The following is an 18,099-nucleotide window of genomic DNA, read 5'->3' as shown; positions in this document are numbered from 1 at the left end:
GCGGGACGACGGAGGCGGGGCGACGGACGTGGGACGACGGACGTGGGACGACGGAGGGCGGTGCGCAGCTCGCGCACCGCCCTCCGCTCAGTCTCTGCTCAGTCCTCCGACGACTCGTCGTCGTCCGTACTGCCCGGCTTCGGGGGCTTGGGCGGCTTCGTACGGCCGCCGCTCGGGTTGTCCCGCAGGAAGGGCCCGGCCTCCCCGCCGTCCGCCGTGGCGTGCCCGCCGGCCGACGGGCCGGAGCCGTCCCGTCTGCGCAGATACCGCTCGAACTCGCGGGCGATCGCCTCGCCCGACGCCTCCGGCAGCTCCGCGGTGTCCCGGGCCTCCTCCAGCGTCTGCACATACTCCGCGACCTCGCTGTCCTCGGCGGCCAGCTGGTCCACGCCCACCTGCCAGGCACGCGCGTCCTCGGGCAGCTCGCCCAGCGGGATGCGCACGTCGATCAGGTCCTCAAGGCGGTTGAGGAGGGCCAGCGTCGCCTTCGGGTTGGGCGGCTGCGAGACGTAGTGCGGTACGGCCGCCCACAGCGACACCGCCGGTACGCCGGCGTGCGTGCAGGCCTCCTGGAGAACGCCGACGATGCCCGTCGGGCCCTCGTACTTGGTCTCCTCCAGATCCATCCGGCGGGCCAGGTCCGGGTCGGACGTGGTCCCGCTGATCGGGACCGGACGCGTGTGCGGGGTGTCGCCGAGCAGGGCGCCCAGGATGACCACCAGCTCCACGCCCAGCTCGTGTGCGAAGCCGAGGAGCTCGTTGCAGAACGAGCGCCACCGCATGGACGGCTCGATACCTCGGACGAGGACGAGATCACGCGGCTTGTCGCCGCCGACGCGGACGACGGACAACCTTGTCGTCGGCCAAGTGATCTTCCTTACTCCCGCGTCCATCCACACCGTGGGGCGGTTCACCTGGAAGTCGTAGTAGTCCTCGGCGTCCAGCGCCGCGAACACCTCGCCCTTCCACTCCCTGTCCAGATGCGCGACCGCGGTGGAGGCGGCGTCGCCGGCATCGTTCCAGCCCTCGAACGCGGCCACCATGACCGGGTCGATCAGCTCGGGAACCCCCTCGAGCTCGATCACCCAGTGCCTCCTTCCGACGTGCCCTCGCTTGACGAACCAACCTTACGGCGTGCGGCGGGGGCGCCCGCAGCCCCCTTGCACGGGGGAGTGAACGGATCACTGCCCCGTTCGCCACCCCGGAACACCCACCCCAGAGATCCGATGTCCGACGAATGCCCAGCAGCGGGGCAGGACGGGCGTATCACCCGCGCCGGAAGGCCGCCGGAAGGCCGCCGGAACGCCGTCGGAAAGCCGCCGGGACCGGCGGCTGGTGCTGCCGTCGCTGGACGGCTTCGGCCAACTCCCGGCCACCGTGGGCGCATGGCGTGCCACCGGATCGCCGAGGCGTTGCCGTCCAGGAGCAACGCCGGCCTCCGCCTTCACAGGCTGGACCTGAGCCACTGCTCCACACTCGCGATGTGCACCGTCGCCCACGACCGCGCCGCCTCCGCGTCCCGGTCCCGCAGTGCCGCGAGGATCGCCCGGTGCTCGTGCAGGGTGCGGCTCACCGCGTCCTCCTGCGTCAGCCCGCGCCAGATCCGCGCCCGCGTCGTCGGCCCCGACAGCCCGTCGAGCAGCGAGCACAGCACCGAGTTCCCCGAGCTCTGCACGATGCCCCGGTGGAACTCCAGGTCGCAGGCGACGAGCTCCTCCACCGACGGATCGGTGCCGAGCTTGTCCAACTGCTTGGCCAGCGCGTCCAGTTGCTGCTCGCTGATCCGCGACGCGGCCATCGCCGTGGCGGCGGGCTCCAGGATGCGGCGTACGGCGAGGAACTCCAGCACGGTGTCGTCGCGGTGGAAGTCGACGACGAAGCTCAGCGCCTCCAGCAACAGCTGCGGGTCGAGGCTCGTCACGTACGTGCCGTCGCCCTGCCGTACGTCCAGGATCCGGATCAGCGACAGGGCACGCACGGCCTCCCGCAGCGAGTTGCGGGACAGCCCGAGCTCGGCGGCGAGCTCGCTCTCCCTGGGGAGCCGGTCGCCGGGCCGCAGCGCGCCGGAGACGATCATGCCCTTGATCTTCTCGATCGCCTCGTCGGTGACTGCCATGGCCGCCCTCCCTGTCGTTTCAGGATGTCGCGCGAGACATCCGATGTCTCAGGCCCACATTATGGGGCCTGTACATCCCGTCAGGGCTGCGTCAGTCGGGACGGGAGCTGATCGTGCGGCGCGAGGGGAGTTGGCGGACGCCGACGCCGAAGGCCTGTCGCAGCGCCTCGACTTCACCGGGGCTCGCGTGATCGTTGTTCATGCGGCCATGGACATCACCCGGCACCGGCAACGAGGGCACGCGAAAGGGGCGGCTCCAATCGGCGCGGAGCCGCCCCTTCCGGTAGTGGCCGGCCCCGGTGCGGAAGGGGCCGCCCTCGTGCGGTCCGGCCTGGTCAGGGGAGTGGCCGGACCTGGCACCGGGGGAGGCTCATCCGGCGAAATCCTCCCTCGGCGCCGTGCGAGGTCACTTCTTGTCGAGCAGGTCCTGGACCTTCGCCCGGACGTCGTCCGTGGCCAGACCCCGGATCGTCAGCGTCGTACGACGGCGCAGCACGTCGTCCGGCGTCTCGGCCCACTCGTTGTCCCGGGCGTAGACGACCTGCGCCCAGATCTCCGGGGCGTCCGGGTGGACGCGCTCGCCCAGCTCCGGGTTCTCGTTGGCGATACGGGCGATGTCGAAGGCCAGGGAGCCGTAGTGGGTCGCCAGGTGCTTCGCCGTGTCCGCCGCCATGCGCGGGCCCGGCGCCGGGCGGTCGGTCAGCAGGCGGTGGGCGACCGCGCGCGGGTTGGCGATGCCCGGCAGCGGCAGCTTCTTCGGCAGCGAGGCGATCGGCTCGAAGTCGTCGCCCAGCGGGGCGCCCGGCAGGGACTCCAGCTTCTTCATGATGGTGCGGCCGATGTGCCGGAAGGTGGTCCACTTGCCGCCCGCCACGGACAGCATGCCGCCCTTGCCCTCGGTCACGACCGTCTCGCGCTTGGCCTTCGCGGTGTCACCGGGGCCGCCCGGCAGCACCCGCAGACCCGCGAAGGCGTACGTGATGAGGTCCCGGTCGAGCTGCTGGTCCCGGATGGAGAACGCGGCCTCGTCCAGGATCTGGGCTATGTCCTTGTCGTTGACCGAGACGTCCGCCGGGTCGCCCTCGAACTCCTCGTCCGTGGTGCCCAGCAGGAGCATGTCCTCCCAGGGCAGGGCGAAGGTGATGCGGTACTTGTCGATCGGCGTAGCCAGCGCCGCCTTCCACGGCGAGGTCCGCTTCAGGACCAGATGCGCGCCCTTCGACAGACGGATCGACGGCGCCGCATCGGGGTCCTCCATCTTGCGCAGGTGGTCGACCCACGGGCCCGTCGCGTTCAGCACGAGGCGGGCGCTGACGCCGAACTCGTCACCGGACAGGCGGTCCTTCAGGTCCGCGCCCGTCACCCGGCCCTTGGTGAAGCGCAGGCCGGTGACCTCGGCGTGGTTGAGCACGACCGCGCCCGCCTCGACGGCCGCGCGGACCGTCATCAGCGCCATGCGCGCGTCGTTCATCTGGTCGTCGCCGTACACGGCCACGGCCTTGAGGTTCTCGGTGCGCAGCTCGGGCACGTCCTGCGCCGCCTTGGCGGGGGACAGGAGGTGGCCGACGCCGTCACCGAACGCGGAGAGCGCGGAGTAGGCGAAGACGCCCGCCCCGAGCTTCGCGGCGCCGTGCGGCCCGCCCTTGTACACGGGGAGGTAGAACGTGAGCGGGTTCGCCAGGTGGGGGGCCACCTGGCGGGAGACCGCACGGCGCTCGAAGTGGTTCTCCGCCACCAGCTTCACCGCGCCGGTCTGCAGATAGCGCAGACCGCCGTGGAGCAGCTTGGAGGAGGCGGAGGAGGTGGCGCCGGCGAAGTCGCCGGCGTCGACCAGAGCCACCCTGAGGCCGGACTGCGCGGCGTGCCAGGCGGTGGAGATGCCCAGGATGCCGCCGCCGATCACGAGGAGGTCGTACGACGCCTTGGCGAGCTGCTCCCGGGTCTCGGCGCGGCTCGGGTTGGAGCCGGAGGCCGGGCGGGTGCCGAGGGCAGGCACGGACTGCAGGGTGGACTGACTGGTCATGTCGGGTTCTTACTCCTCATCAGAGCTCGCGTCGGAGAGCTTCGGTCGGCTCTCGTCAGCTCTCGTCATCCTCGAGCCAGCCCATGGTCCGGTCGACGGCCTTGAGCCAGTTCTTGTACTCACGGTCGCGGGTCTCCGCGTCCATGCGGGGGGTCCACTCGGCGGCCCGGCGCCAGTTGGCACGCAGGTCGTCGGTGCTGTTCCAGAAGCCGACGGCGAGACCGGCGGCGTAGGCGGCGCCGAGGCAGGTGGTCTCGGCGACCATCGGGCGCACCACTGGGGCGTCCAGGACATCCGAGAGCGTCTGCATCAGCAGATTGTTGGCGGTCATGCCACCGTCGACCTTGAGGGTCACCAGCTCGACGCCGGAGTCCTTGACCATGGCGTCGGCGATCTCCCGCGTCTGCCAGGCGGTGGCCTCCAGGACGGCACGCGCGAGGTGCGCCTTGGTGACGTACCGGGTCAGGCCGGCGATCACACCGCGGGCGTCGGAGCGCCAGTGCGGGGCGAACAGGCCGGAGAAGGCCGGCACGAAGTAGGCGCCGCCGTTGTCCTCGACCGAGAGCGCCAGCGTCTCGATCTCGGCGGCGGTGGAGATGAGGCCCATCTGGTCGCGCATCCACTGCACCAGCGAGCCGGTGACGGCGATCGAGCCCTCCAGGGCGTAGACCGTGTCCTGCTCGCCGATCTTGTAGCCGACGGTGGTCAGCAGACCGGCGTAGGAGTTGATGATCTTGTCGCCGGTGTTCATCACCATGAAGGTGCCGGTGCCGTACGTCGACTTGGTCTCGCCCTCGGCGAAGCAGGTCTGGCCGAACAGGGCCGCCTGCTGGTCACCCAGCGCGGAGGCGACCGGGATGCCGCCGAGCAGGTCGCCCAGCTTGCCGCCGGTGATCTCGCCGTAGACCTCGGCGGAGGAGCGGATCTCGGGGAGGATCTGCATCGGCACGCCGATGGACTCGCAGATCTTCTCGTCCCACTCCGTGGTGTGGAGGTTCATCAGCATGGTGCGGGAGGCGTTGGTGACGTCCGTGACGTGCTTGCCGCCGTCGACACCGCCGGTCAGGTTCCAGATGACCCAGGTGTCCATGGTGCCGAAGAGGATGTCGCCGGCCTCGGCGCGCTCCTTGAGACCCTCGACGTTGTCCAGCAGCCAGCGGGCCTTGGGACCGGCGAAGTAGGAGGCGAGGGGAAGGCCGGTCTCGCGGCGGAAGCGGTCCTGGCCGACATTGCGCCCCAGCTCCCGGCAGAGCGCGTCGGTGCGGGTGTCCTGCCAGACGATGGCGTTGTGGACGGGCTCACCGGTGTTCCTGTCCCACAGCACGGTGGTCTCGCGCTGGTTGGTGATGCCGATGGCCTTGATGTCGTCGCGGGTGATGCCGGCCTTCTCGATGGCTCCGGCGACGACCTCCTGGACGTTGGTCCAGATCTCGGTGGCGTTGTGCTCGACCCAGCCCGGCTTCGGGAAGATCTGCTCGTGCTCCTTCTGGTCGACGGAGACGATACGGCCGTCGCGGTCGAAGACGATGCAGCGGGACGAGGTGGTGCCCTGGTCGATGGCGGCGATGAAGGGGCCGGCGGTGTGGGCGTCGGTCACTGTGTGCTCCTGGAAGTTCCGTGGTTATGGGGCTTTACGTACGGCGCGTGCTGAGAGTTTCGGTGCTTTGCACTCGAACGGGTGAGATCCACGCCTCTAAGCGAATGCGACGTTGTAGATGCCTGCCGCGATCGCGCCGCCGATCAGCGGGCCGACCACCGGGATCCAGGCGTAGCCCCAGTCGGAGCCGCCCTTGTTGGGCAGGGGCAGAAGGGCGTGCACGATACGCGGACCGAGGTCACGGGCCGGGTTGATCGCGTAGCCGGTCGGGCCACCGAGGGACAGACCGATCGAGACGACGACGAGCGCGGTGACCAGGGCGCCCAGGGTGCCCAGGCCCTTGCCGCTGTCGTTCAGACCCTGCGTGAGCACGGCGAGCACCAGCACGATGGTGCCGATGATCTCCGTGAGGAGGTTCTGCACCGCGTTCCGGATCTCGGGGCCGGTGGAGAAGATGCCCAGGACCGGGCCGGCGCCCTTCTCCTGGGCCTCGACGGCCTTGGCCGCCGTGGCCTGCGCGCCCGGACCGCCGACGATCTCCTTGTCCGTCAGGTGGGCCTGGAACTGGCCGTAGTAGGCGACCCAGACCAGAGCCGCACCGATCATGGCGCCGAGCAGCTGTCCGGCGAAGTACGTCGGAACGTTGCTCCAGTCGTTGTCCTTGATCGCGAGGGCGACCGTCACGGCCGGGTTCAGGTGGGCGCCGGACAGCGGCGCCGAGGTGTAGACCGCCGTGAGCACTGCGAAGCCCCACCCGAAGGTGATGGCGAGCCAGCCGGCGTTGCGGGCCTTGGAGGCCTTCAGCGTGACGGCCGCGCAGACGCCGCCGCCGAGCAGGATGAGTATGGCGGTACCGATGGTCTCGCCGATGAAGATGTCGGAGCTGGACACCCGCGACTCCTTTGTCCTTCGTCCAGGGGAAGCCGAACCCCGGGTCCCTCCGGTGGTTCGCGTTGCCCTCGGGGGTGAGAGCGGTGGCGGCCCTTGGCGTTGTCACACTCTAGCGCGTATTGCCGGTAGGTGTTCGACAATGCCGACCGATGGACGGGAGTCTTGCTGCGGCGTGACACATGCGTCAAGAGCTCTGTCGTTGAATGCGCGATCGTTATTGGTTGTGTTGATTTATCGACATGGCGGCCACTGCGCCGGGGCACGCCGAAGGCCGGAACGTCCTACGACGTCCCGGCGGTCACTCCTGTCGTGCGCAGGCCCTCAGAACCGGCCCGCGCCCAGATCCCGCGACACCGCGCGGGCGCAGTCACGTACCGCCGCGATCAGCTCGGACCGCAGCTCGCCGTCCCGGCACAGCCGCTCCACGGCGCCGGTGATGCCGACCGCGCCCACCGGCATGCGCCGCCGGTCGTGGATGGGGGCGGCGATGGCGGCGACGCCCTCCCAGGTCTCCTCCACGTCCGCCGCGTAGCCCCGCGCGCGTGTCATGTCGAGGACGTGCTCGAAGTCGTCCAGCTCGCACACGGTCCGGTCCGTGAACGCCTTGCGGTCGGCCTCGATGGCCTCGCTGTGCGCGACCGGGTCGTACGCCGACAGCACCTTGCCCAGGGCGGTGGAGTGCAGCGGCTGCATGGCCCCTATCTCCAGCACTTGCCGGCTGTCGTCGGGCCGGAAGACGTGGTGCACGATCAGCACCCCCTGCTGGTGCAGAACGCCCAGGTAGACACTCTCCCCGCTGGCCCGGGCCAGGTCGTCCGTCCACACCAGAGCCCGCGCCCGCAGTTCGTGCACGTCCAGATAGGTGGTGCCCAGGCGCAGCAGCTCGGCGCCCAGCTGGTAACGCCCCGAGGCGTCGTCCTGCTCGACGAAACCCTCCTGCTGGAGCGTGCGCAGGATCCCGTGCGCGGTGCCCTTGGCGAGGCCCAGTGAGGAGGCGATGTCCGACAGGCCGAGCCGCCGCTCGCCGCCCGCGAGGAGCCGCAGCATCGCGGCCGCCCGTTCGAGCGACTGGATGTTCCGTGCCATCGCCGTACTGCCTCCGTCCCCTTCGAGCGTCGACCTCGCGACGTCGCTGCCGCCGTTCGGCAATGTCGAACACTACTAGTCGATGCCGACCTCCCGCTAATGGTCGGTCGTCATCCGGTCGCCTCTGTTGTGTCACACCTTTCCGGTGCGCGAGTTCACCCTCGTTGCCCGTCCGCCCCGTGGACGCCCTGACCATTCGGCCGCCGTCCCGGCTACTCTGGCGGCGTGCGCCCCCTGTGGAAGTTCCCACGGAGGGCGCAAAGCCGACAGCCGTCGCATTCCAGGGAGCCCCTTCATGGCCTCGTTGCCGCTGACCCCTTCCGCCGACAGCCGGACCCGCGTGTCCGCTCTCCGTGAGGCGCTCGCCACCCGTGTGGTGGTCGCCGACGGAGCCATGGGCACCATGCTTCAGGACCAGGACCCCACCCTTGAGGACTTCGAGAACCTAGAGGGCTGCAACGAGATCCTGAACCTGACCCGCCCCGACATCGTCCGCTCCGTCCACGACGCGTACTTCGCGGTGGGCGTCGACTGCGTCGAGACCAACACCTTCGGGGCCAACCACACGGCCATGGCGGAGTACGAGATCGCCGACCGCGTGCACGAGCTGTCCGAGGCCGGCGCCCGCATCGCCCGCGAGGTGGCCGACGAGTACGCCGGCCGCGACGGCCGCCCGCGCTGGGTCCTGGGCTCCGTCGGCCCCGGCACCAAGCTGCCCACCCTCGGCCACATCGGCTACGGCACGATCCGCGACGGCTACCAGGCCAACGCCGAGGGCCTGCTCGCCGGCGGCGCCGACGCCCTGATCGTCGAGACCACCCAGGACCTCCTCCAGACCAAGGCCTCCGTGCTGGGCGCCCGCCGCGCCATGGAGGCGACCGGTGCCGAGGTGCCGCTGCTGGTGTCGATGGCCTTCGAGACCACCGGCACCATGCTCCTGGGCTCCGAGATCGGCGCCGCCCTCACGGCCCTGGAGCCGCTCGGCATCGACATGATCGGCCTGAACTGCTCCACCGGCCCGGCCGAGATGAGCGAGCACCTGCGCTACCTCACCCGGCACTCCCGCATCCCGCTGCTGTGCATGCCGAACGCGGGCCTGCCCATCCTCACGAAGGACGGCGCGCACTTCCCGCTCGGCCCCGAGGGCCTGGCCGACGCGCAGGAGAACTTCGTCCTCGACTACGGCCTCTCCCTGATCGGCGGCTGCTGCGGCACCACCCCCGAGCACCTGCGCCAGGTCGTCGACCGCGTCCGCGACCTCACCCCGGCCGAGCGCTCCCCGCGCCCCGAGCCGGGCGCCGCCTCCCTCTACCAGACGGTCCCGTTCCGCCAGGACACCTCCTACCTGGCCATCGGCGAGCGCACCAACGCCAACGGCTCGAAGAAGTTCCGCGAGGCCATGCTGGAGGGCCGCTGGGACGACTGTGTGGAGATGGCCCGCGAGCAGATCCGCGAGGGCGCCCACATGCTCGACCTGTGTGTGGACTACGTCGGCCGCGACGGCGTCGCCGACATGGAGGAACTGGCCGGCCGCTTCGCCACCGCCTCCACGCTGCCCATCGTGCTGGACTCCACGGAGGTCGACGTCATCCGGGCGGGCCTGGAGAAGCTCGGCGGCCGCGCGGTCATCAACTCCGTCAACTACGAGGACGGCGACGGCCCCGAGTCCCGCTTCGCCAAGGTCACCAAGCTGGCCCAGGAGCACGGCGCCGCGCTGATCGCGCTGACCATCGACGAGGAGGGCCAGGCTCGCACCCCCGAGAAGAAGGTCGAGATCGCCGAGCGGCTGATCGAGGACCTGACGACGAACTGGGGCATCCACGAGTCGGACATCCTCGTCGACTGCCTGACCTTCACCATCTGCACCGGCCAGGAGGAGTCCCGGAAGGACGGCATCGCCACCATCGAGGCGATCCGCGAGCTCAAGCGCCGCCACCCGGACGTGCAGACCACCCTCGGCCTGTCCAACATCTCCTTCGGCCTCAACCCGGCCGCCCGCATTCTGCTGAACTCTGTCTTCCTCGACGAGTGCGTCAAGGCGGGCCTGGACTCGGCGATCGTCCACGCGTCGAAGATCCTGCCGATCGCGCGCTTCAGCGAGGAAGAGGTGCAGACCGCCCTCGACCTCATCTACGACCGCCGCGCCGAGGGCTACGACCCGCTGCAGAAGCTGATGGCCCTGTTCGAGGGCGCCACCGCCAAGTCGCTGAAGGCGGGCAAGGCCGAGGAACTGGCCGCCCTCCCGCTGGAGGAGCGCCTCAAGCGCCGCATCATCGACGGCGAGCGCAACGGCCTGGAGGCCGACCTCGCCGAGGCCCTCCAGGAGCGCCCCGCCCTCGACATCGTCAACGAGACCCTGCTGGACGGCATGAAGGTCGTCGGCGAGCTGTTCGGCTCCGGCCAGATGCAGCTGCCGTTCGTGCTCCAGTCCGCCGAGGTGATGAAGGCCGCGGTGGCCTACCTCGAGCCGCACATGGAGAAGTCGGACGCCGAGGGCAAGGGCACCATCGTGCTGGCGACCGTGCGCGGCGACGTGCACGACATCGGCAAGAACCTGGTGGACATCATCCTGTCCAACAACGGCTACAACGTCGTCAACCTGGGCATCAAGCAGCCCGTCTCGGCGATCCTGGAGGCCGCCGAGGAGCACCGGGCCGACGTCATCGGCATGTCCGGGCTGCTGGTGAAGTCCACGGTGATCATGAAGGAGAACCTGGAAGAGCTCAACCAGCGCGGCCTGGCGGCGAATTACCCGGTCATCCTCGGCGGCGCCGCCCTCACCCGCGCCTACGTCGAGCAGGACCTGTACGAGCTCTACGAGGGCGAGGTCCGCTACGCCCGGGACGCGTTCGAGGGCCTGCGCCTGATGGACGCCCTGATCGGCGTCAAGCGTGGAGTGCCCGGCGCGAAGCTGCCCGAGCTCAAGCAGCGCCGGGTCAGGACCGCCGCCGCCACGGCCGTACTCGAAGAGCGCCCCGAGGAAGGCCACGTCCGCTCCGACGTCGCCACCGACAACCCGGTGCCCGAGCCGCCGTTCTGGGGCACGCGGGTCATCAAGGGCATCCAGTTGAAGGAGTACGCGTCCTGGCTCGACGAGGGCGCCCTCTTCAAGGGCCAGTGGGGTCTGAAGGAGGCCCGCACCGGAGACGGTCCGTCGTACCAGGAACTCGTCGAGACCGAGGGCCGGCCGCGGCTGCGCGGTCTGCTCGACCGGCTCCAGACCGAGAACCTCCTCGAAGCGGCCGTGGTCTACGGCTACTTCCCCTGTGTCTCCAAGGACGACGACCTGATCCTCCTGGACGAGCACGGCAACGAACGCACCCGCTTCACCTTCCCGCGCCAGCGCCGCGGCCGCCGTCTGTGCCTCGCGGACTTCTTCCGTCCGCAGGAGTCGGGCGAGACGGACGTCGTGGGCCTCCAGGTGGTCACCGTCGGTTCGCGGATCGGCGAGGAGACCGCGCGGCTGTTCGAGTCGAACTCCTACCGCGACTACCTCGAACTGCACGGACTGTCCGTGCAGTTGGCCGAGGCGCTCGCCGAGTACTGGCACGCGCGCGTGCGTTCCGAGCTGGGCTTCGCCGGTGAGGACCCGGCCGACATCGAGGACATGTTCGCGCTGAAGTACCGGGGTGCCCGCTTCTCGCTGGGCTACGGCGCCTGCCCGAACCTGGAGGACCGGTCCAAGATCGCCGACCTGCTCCGGCCGGAGCGCATCGGCGTCCACCTGTCCGAGGAGTTCCAGCTGCACCCCGAGCAGTCCACGGACGCGATCGTGATCCACCACCCGGAGGCGAAGTACTTCAACGCCCGCTGAGGCGCCCGCCGGGACAGTCGGCCATGTGGGCTTGAGCACACCCCTGAGAGCCTCCTGGCCCAGGTCAGGGGGTAAAACCAGGTTGCCCGCGCGCCGCCGATCAAAACCAGGCGTTTCCGTCGCGGGAGTCGTACACTGGTCGGTCCACCGCAGGCCGGTTCCTCCATGGGAACCGGCCTGATCGTCCCTTCAAGGAGGTACGTGGATGACCAGCACGGTCCCCGCGCCAGTAACCCGTACGGCAGAGGGCTCGGCCCTGCAGGCCGTACTCCTCGACATGGACGGCACCCTGGTGGACACCGAGGGCTTCTGGTGGGACGTCGAGGTCGAGATCTTCGCCGGCCTCGGCCACACCCTCGACGACTCCTGGCGCCATGTCGTGGTCGGCGGCCCCATGACCCGCAGCGCGGGCTTCCTCATCGAGGCCACCGGCGCCGACATCACCCTCGCCGAGCTCACGGTGCTGCTCAACCAGGGCTTCGAGGACCGCATCGACCGCACCCTGCCGCTGATGCCGGGGGCCGCCCGGCTGCTGGCCGAGCTGGCCGAGTACGAGATCCCGACGGCCCTGGTCTCCGCCTCGCACCGGCGCATCATCGACCGGGTGCTCACCTCGCTCGGCCCCCAGCACTTCGCGCTGACCGTGGCCGGCGACGAGGTGCCGCGCACCAAGCCGCACCCGGACCCGTACCTGTTCGCCGCGGCCGGCCTCGGCGCGGACCCGGCCAGATGCGCGGTCGTCGAGGACACGGCGACCGGGGTCGCGGCGGCCGAGGCCGCGGGCTGTCATGTGGTGGCCGTGCCGTCGGTGGCACCGATCACCCCCGCCGCCCGGCGCACCGTGGTGACCTCTCTCGAAGAGGTCGATCTGGCATTTCTGCGCGGGCTGATGGCGGCATGACAACCGAAATACGCCTGACGTTCACGCAGCGTGCCAGGCCGATAGCGCGCGAATTCCACCGGGGAATTTCCCCCGCGCCGGATGGCTGAATTCGGACACCTGGCAAGACCGTTCAGTTTGTGACGTTCACCACGCGGCGGCGGGTCGACAGGCACCCCGCCCTGTGCCGCCCGCCCCCGACGGAGGGCTTGCGGGGCACCCTTGTGTCCCGATTGATGGAACGGTGCACGAATCCTTCCACTGTCAGGTTTTCGTTGTGTCCGCAGCCGGTTCCGCTCCGTGATGGGGGCTCAACTCCGGTGGCTTCGAACCCTCCTGCGGACGCGGACTAACCTCGTCGCGAGAACATCGCACTTACCCCCGTGATCCGCCGCACCACCCCTGCATGCCGGGTACACGGAGTCGACAGCTGGAGAAACCCGAGCATGAACCGCAAGACTTTGGTGCTGCCGGCCGTCATCGGTCTGCTCGCGCCGGTTCTGGCCGCCTGTGGCGGAACCGACAGCGGCAGTGACAGCGGCGACGCGATCGTCGTCGGCACCACGGACGCGTTCACTGCCTCGAACGACGCTCCCGCGCCGCTCGACCCCGCCTACGCCTACGACGTCGGCACCTGGAACATCCTGCGCCAGACCGTGCAGACCCTGATGATCCAGCCGCGCGGCGAGGGCGACCCCGTCCCCGAGGCCGCCCAGAGCTGCGGCTTCACCGACAGCGGCAACGAGCGCTACGCCTGCACCCTGCGCGAGGGCCTGAAGTTCGCGAACGGCGACCCCGTCACCGCGGCCGACGTGAAGTACTCCATCGACCGCGCCCGCGCCCTCAAGGCCGACAGCGGCGTCTTCGCCCTGCTGTCCACCATCGACACCGTCGAGACCCAGGGCGACCGCGAGGTCATCTTCCACCTCAAGACCGCCGACGCCACCTTCCCGTTCAAGCTGTCCACCCCGGTCGCGGGCATCGTCGACCCGGACCTCTACGCCAAGGGCAAGCTGCGCGACGGCTTCGAGGTCGACGGCTCCGGCCCGTACACCCTCAAGGCCGAGGTCAAGAACGACCAGCTGGTCTCCGCCGTGTTCACCAAGAACCCCGACTACCAGGGGAGCCTGGAGGTGAACAACGACAAGGTCGAACTGCGCGGCTTCGCGGACGCCGACGCCATGGGCGCCGCCCTCGACAAGGGCGACATCGACCTGATGACCCGCACCATGTCGCCGGAGCAGATCCTGAAGATCTCGGCCGACTCCGACGACAACGTCGACCTCGTCGACATGTCCGGCCTGGAGATCCGCTACCTGGCCTTCAACACCAACGACCCGACCGTGCGCGCCAAGGCCGTCCGCCAGGCCATGGCCCAGGTCATCGACCGCGGCGAACTCGTCTCCAAGGTCTACGGCTCCCAGGCCGAGCCGCTGTACTCGCTGGTCCCGGCCAGCATCACGGGCCACTCCAACGCGTTCTTCAACAAGTACGGCGACCCCAGCGTCCCCAAGGCCAAGGCGCTGCTGGAGAAGGCGGGCATCACCACCCCGGTGAAGCTGACGCTGCACTACACCACCGACCACTACGGCCCGGCCACCAAGAAGGAGTTCGAGCTGCTGCGCAAGCAGCTCAACGACAGCGGCCTGTTCGACGTCGACATCCAGGGCACCCCGTGGGCGACGTTCCGCCCCGCCGAGCAGAAGGGCGAGTACGAGGTCTACGGCATGGGCTGGTTCCCGGACTTCCCGGACGCCGACAACTACCTCGCGCCGTTCCTCGACAAGGACAACTTCCTCGGCTCGCCGTACGCCAACAGCACCATCCGCAACACCCTCATCCCGGAGTCCCGCCGCGCGGCCGACCGGCTGTCCGCGTCCAACAGCCTGATGGACATTCAGGACATCGTCGCCAATGACGTGCCCGTGCTGCCGCTGTGGCAGGGCAAGCAGTACGTCGCGGCCAACGACGACGTCACGGGCACGGCGTACGCCGTCAACTCCTCCTCGACCCTTCAGCTGTGGGAGCTCGGCCGCGGCGTGAGCGGCTGACGTCTCTCCGCGCCCGGCGCCCAGGACCAGGGCGCCGGGCCGCCCGGGATCCAGGACGCGGCCCGGGCTTCTCACAACCGACGACAAGGCACTCGTACGTGAACATGCGCAACCAGTGGCCAGTTCTGCCCGTCGTGGCAGGGCTGGCCTCCGGCCTGCTGACCGGCTGCGGAACAGAGACGGGGGACGCCGGGGGAACCGGCACCTCGGTGGTCATGGGGATGTCGGACGACGTCCTGGCCACCGACCCCGCCTCCGGCTACGACCCCGGCTCCTGGCTGTTGTTCAACAACGTCTTCCAGTCGCTGCTCAGCTTCCCCAAGGGCGCCACGGAACCACAGCCGGAGGCCGCCGAACAATGCGCCTTCTCCGACACCGAGGCCACGGTCTACAAGTGCACGCTCAGGGACGGCCTGAAGTTCAGCAACGGTGACGCGCTCACCTCCGAGGACGTCAAGTTCTCCTTCGACCGCATGCTGAAGATCAACGACCCCGACGGCCCCGCGGTCATGTTCCCCACCCTCGACAAGGTGGAGACACCGAACGAGAAGACGGTCGTCTTCCGGCTCAACACACCCGACGCCACCTTCCCGAGCAAGATCGCCTCCGGTGCCGGCTCCATCGTCGACGAGGAGCAGTACGACGCGGACGGCCTGCGCAAGGACGGCGAGGCGGTCGGCTCCGGCCCCTACAAGCTGGAGGAGTTCGGCGACGACGAGGCCGTCTTCTCGGTCAACGAGTACTACAAGGGCAGCGCCGACGTGCAGAACTCCGGCGTGACGCTGAAGTTCTTCCACGGCGACCAGGAGGCCCTGAAGAAGGCGCTGCTCGCGGGCGAGGTCGACATCGCCTACCGAGGCCTCACCGCGGGCGCCATCGCCGACGTCGAGAAGTCCGGCGGCGACTCGGGCGTCGAGGTCGTCGAGGGCACCAGCGCCGAGGTCCAGCACCTGGTCTTCAACATGGACGACCCGGTCACCGGCAAGCTCGGCGTCCGTAAGGCCATCGCCTACCTCATCGACCGTGACGCCCTCATCAAGGACGTCTACCAGGGCACGGCCACCCCGCTGTACTCGATCATCCCGGCCGGTATCGCCGGCCACAACACGGCCTTCTTCGACACCTACGGCGCCCGCCCCTCCAAGGCCAGGGCCGCCGCTGCGCTGCGGGGCGAGGGCATCACCGGCAAGGTCAAGCTGACCCTGTGGTCCACGCCGTCGCGCTACGGCCCCGCCACCGACCAGGAGCTGAAGGCGATCGCGCAGCAGCTCAACGCCAGCGGCCTGTTCGACGCCGACGTGCAGTCCGTCGCGTTCGACCAGTACGAGAAGGACATCGCCGCCGGGAAGTACGGCGTGTACGTGAAGGGCTGGATCCCGGACTACCCGGACGCCGACAACTTCACGGCCCCCTTCTTCGGCGAGGGCAACGTGCTGAGCAACAACTACAGCAACAGGGCGATCACCGGCACGCTCATCCCGCGCACCGCCGCCGAGAGCGACCGCTCCGCGACGGACGACGACTTCGGCCAGCTCCAGGACATCGTGGCCAAGGAGCTCCCCGTCCTCCCTGTCTGGCAGGCCAAGCAGTACGCGGTCGTCCACGACAACGTCTACGGCCTGGAGTACTGCCTCGACGCCTCCACCGTGTTCCGCTTCTGGGAGCTCAGCAAGGGCTGACGGACGGTCGCACGCGTCGTACATGCGCAAAGGGCGCCCCTTCTCGGAAGGGGCGCCCTCTTCGTCGTGACGCCGGATGACGCGGCTCCTGTGCCGTGACGCAGGTCCTGCTCCGCGCCGCAGGTCCTGCTCCGCGACGCGGGCCGTCACTGTGCGCCGGGACGCACCAGACCGCTCTCGTACGCGTACACCGCGGCCTGCACCCGGTCGCGCAGCCCCAGCTTGGTGAGCACATGGCCGACATGCGTCTTCACGGTGGTCTCGCTGACGAACAGATCCGCGGCGATCTCCGCGTTGGACAGGCCCCGCGCCACCAGCTTCAGCACCTCCACCTCACGGTCGGTCAGGGTGTGCAGGGTGTCCGGAACCGGCTCCTCGCCGGAGGGCAGATGCGTGGCGTACTTGTCGAGCAGCCGGCGTGTGATGCTCGGCGCGAGCATCGCCTCACCGGCCGCCACCACGCGGATCGCCTGCACCAGCTCATTGGCCGGGGCGTCCTTCAGCAGGAAGCCGCTGGCGCCCGCCTTCAGTGCCTCCACCACATACTCGTCGAGATCGAAGGTGGTCAGCACCAGCACCTTCGCCGGGCCGTCCCGCCCGGGCCCGGTGATCTGCCGGGTCGCCTCCACGCCGTCCATACGCGGCATGCGGATGTCCATCAGAACCACATCGGGCTGCAGGGCCCGCACCTGGTCGAGGGCCTGTAGGCCGTCACCGGCCTCGCCCACGACCGCGATGTCCTGCTCCGCCTCCAGGATCATCCGGAAGCCGGTACGCAGCAGTGGCTGGTCGTCGACCAGTAGGACGCGGATGGCCACGTAAGTCTCCTTCGCTAGTCCGGCCCCATTCTGCCCTGCGGGCCGCCACCGGACTCGGCCGCCCTCACCGGCGACGACCACATGTTCCGGAGACCGCTGTCATCCAGTGGCCGCGCCCGGAGCCGGCGCCCCGGCCGAACCCGCGTCGGCCACCGTCACCGGCAGGGGATACGGCGGGGGAGTGCCGCCGAATTCCGGGCAGTGGGCCTGGTGGTCGCACCATCCGCACAGCTTCGTCGGCCGGGGACGCCACTCGCCCGTCTCCGTCGCCAGCCGGATCGCCTCCCACAGCGCGAGCAGCTTGCGCTCGACCCGCTCCAGGTCCGCGAGGACGGGGTCGTACGTCAGCACATCACCGCTGCCGAGGTAGACCAGCTGGAGCCGGCGCGGGATCACCTTCTTCAGCCGCCACACGACGAGCGCGTAGAACTTCATCTGGAACAGCGCGCCCTCCGAGTACTCGGGCCGCGGCGCCTTGCCCGTCTTGTAGTCGACGATCCGCACCTCACCCGTGGCCGCCACGTCGACTCGGTCGATGATCCCGCGCAGCCGCAGCCCCGACTCCAGCTCCGCCTCGACGAACAGCTCCCGCTCGGCGGGCTCCAGCCGGGTCGGATCCTCCAGCGTGAACCACCGCTCGACAAGCCGCTCCGCCTCCCCGAGCCAGGTCGCCAGCCGCCGGCCGTCGGGATCGTCCTCGAACAGCTCCACGACCTCCGGCCTGCTCTCCCGCAGCCGGTCCCACTGGCCGGGGACGAGGGACTTTGCCCGCGGCGCGGTCCGCTCGGCCGCCGGGGCGTCGAAGAGCCGCTCCAGCACCGCGTGCACCAGCGTGCCCTTGGTCGCCGCCGCGCTCGGCTTCTCGGGCAGCCGGTCGATCACCCGGAACCGGTAGAGCAGCGGGCACTGCATGAAGTCACTGGCACGCGAGGGGGACAGCGAGGCCGGCGGTATGGCCGGGAGGGCGACGCCGTCGACCGCCATGGCCGCGCCCTCACCCGCCTCGGCCGTCGCCACCGTACTGTCCGCCCCCGCCGGGTACTCGTCCGTCGCCGGCCCGCTCACCGGCGCGACGTCACTGCCGCAGTCCGCCGCGGTACCCTCCGTGCTCGTCTCCATGCCCACAGACCTTACGGCCCGCCAC

The 18,099-nt window shown here is 69.8% G+C and carries 12 protein-coding genes; 4 read left to right on the top strand and 8 right to left on the bottom strand.

Going from position 1 to position 18,099, the window contains the following annotated elements:
• Positions 1-98: 98 nt before the first annotated feature.
• The 6 genes from AQI70_RS27350 to AQI70_RS27325 all read right to left on the bottom strand — a co-directional run bounded on the left by AQI70_RS27350 (position 99) and on the right by AQI70_RS27325 (position 7,713).
• The gene (locus AQI70_RS27350) at positions 99-1,085 is read right to left on the bottom strand and encodes a PAC2 family protein (protein ID WP_062154632.1); all 987 of its coding nucleotides are present in this window, start codon (positions 1,083-1,085) and stop codon (positions 99-101) included.
• Positions 1,086-1,444: 359 nt separating this feature from the next.
• On the bottom strand, positions 1,445-2,116 hold the full coding sequence (locus AQI70_RS27345; protein WP_062154630.1) for a FadR/GntR family transcriptional regulator: 672 nt from the start codon (positions 2,114-2,116) through the stop codon (positions 1,445-1,447).
• 406 nt (positions 2,117-2,522) lie between these two features.
• Positions 2,523-4,139, bottom strand: coding sequence for a glycerol-3-phosphate dehydrogenase/oxidase (locus AQI70_RS27340; protein ID WP_062154629.1), 1,617 nt, complete (start codon positions 4,137-4,139; stop codon positions 2,523-2,525).
• Between the two features lie 55 nt (positions 4,140-4,194).
• Positions 4,195-5,736, bottom strand: a complete 1,542-nt coding sequence (glpK, locus tag AQI70_RS27335; protein WP_062154628.1) for a glycerol kinase GlpK — start codon at positions 5,734-5,736, stop codon at positions 4,195-4,197.
• 96 nt (positions 5,737-5,832) lie between these two features.
• The gene (locus AQI70_RS27330; protein WP_062154627.1) at positions 5,833-6,627 is read right to left on the bottom strand and encodes an MIP/aquaporin family protein; all 795 of its coding nucleotides are present in this window, start codon (positions 6,625-6,627) and stop codon (positions 5,833-5,835) included.
• A gap of 321 nt (positions 6,628-6,948) precedes the next feature.
• Positions 6,949-7,713 carry an IclR family transcriptional regulator gene (locus AQI70_RS27325; protein ID WP_004002513.1) on the bottom strand — a complete coding sequence of 255 codons (765 nt, stop codon included), beginning with the start codon at positions 7,711-7,713 and terminating at the stop codon, positions 6,949-6,951.
• Positions 7,714-8,008: 295 nt separating this feature from the next.
• Between AQI70_RS27325 and metH the strand changes: the two genes are divergently transcribed.
• The 4 genes from metH (at position 8,009) to AQI70_RS27305 (ending at position 16,137) form a co-directional block, all read left to right on the top strand.
• Positions 8,009-11,527 carry a methionine synthase gene (gene metH / locus AQI70_RS27320; RefSeq protein WP_062154626.1) on the top strand — a complete coding sequence of 1,173 codons (3,519 nt, stop codon included), beginning with the start codon at positions 8,009-8,011 and terminating at the stop codon, positions 11,525-11,527.
• A gap of 205 nt (positions 11,528-11,732) precedes the next feature.
• Positions 11,733-12,428: an HAD family hydrolase gene (locus AQI70_RS27315; protein ID WP_062154624.1), complete on the top strand. Its 696-nt coding sequence runs from the start codon at positions 11,733-11,735 to the stop codon at positions 12,426-12,428.
• Positions 12,429-12,853: 425 nt separating this feature from the next.
• Complete coding sequence (locus AQI70_RS27310; protein WP_062154622.1) at positions 12,854-14,458, top strand: ABC transporter substrate-binding protein; 1,605 nt, start codon at positions 12,854-12,856, stop codon at positions 14,456-14,458.
• A gap of 98 nt (positions 14,459-14,556) precedes the next feature.
• Complete coding sequence (locus tag AQI70_RS27305; RefSeq protein WP_062154620.1) at positions 14,557-16,137, top strand: ABC transporter substrate-binding protein; 1,581 nt, start codon at positions 14,557-14,559, stop codon at positions 16,135-16,137.
• A gap of 146 nt (positions 16,138-16,283) precedes the next feature.
• Here AQI70_RS27305 and AQI70_RS27300 read toward each other — a convergent pair whose 3' ends face one another.
• On the bottom strand, positions 16,284-16,955 hold the full coding sequence (locus AQI70_RS27300; protein WP_004002520.1) for a response regulator: 672 nt from the start codon (positions 16,953-16,955) through the stop codon (positions 16,284-16,286).
• Between the two features lie 99 nt (positions 16,956-17,054).
• Positions 17,055-18,074 (bottom strand): RecB family exonuclease, encoded by a 1,020-nt coding sequence (locus AQI70_RS27295; protein ID WP_062154618.1) that lies wholly within the window; start codon positions 18,072-18,074, stop codon positions 17,055-17,057.
• Positions 18,075-18,099 lie beyond the last annotated feature (25 nt).

The organism is Streptomyces curacoi, from assembly GCF_001513975.1.
GTDB lineage: Bacteria > Actinomycetota > Actinomycetes > Streptomycetales > Streptomycetaceae > Streptomyces > Streptomyces curacoi.
This window is presented reverse-complemented; position numbering and strand designations above follow the sequence as displayed.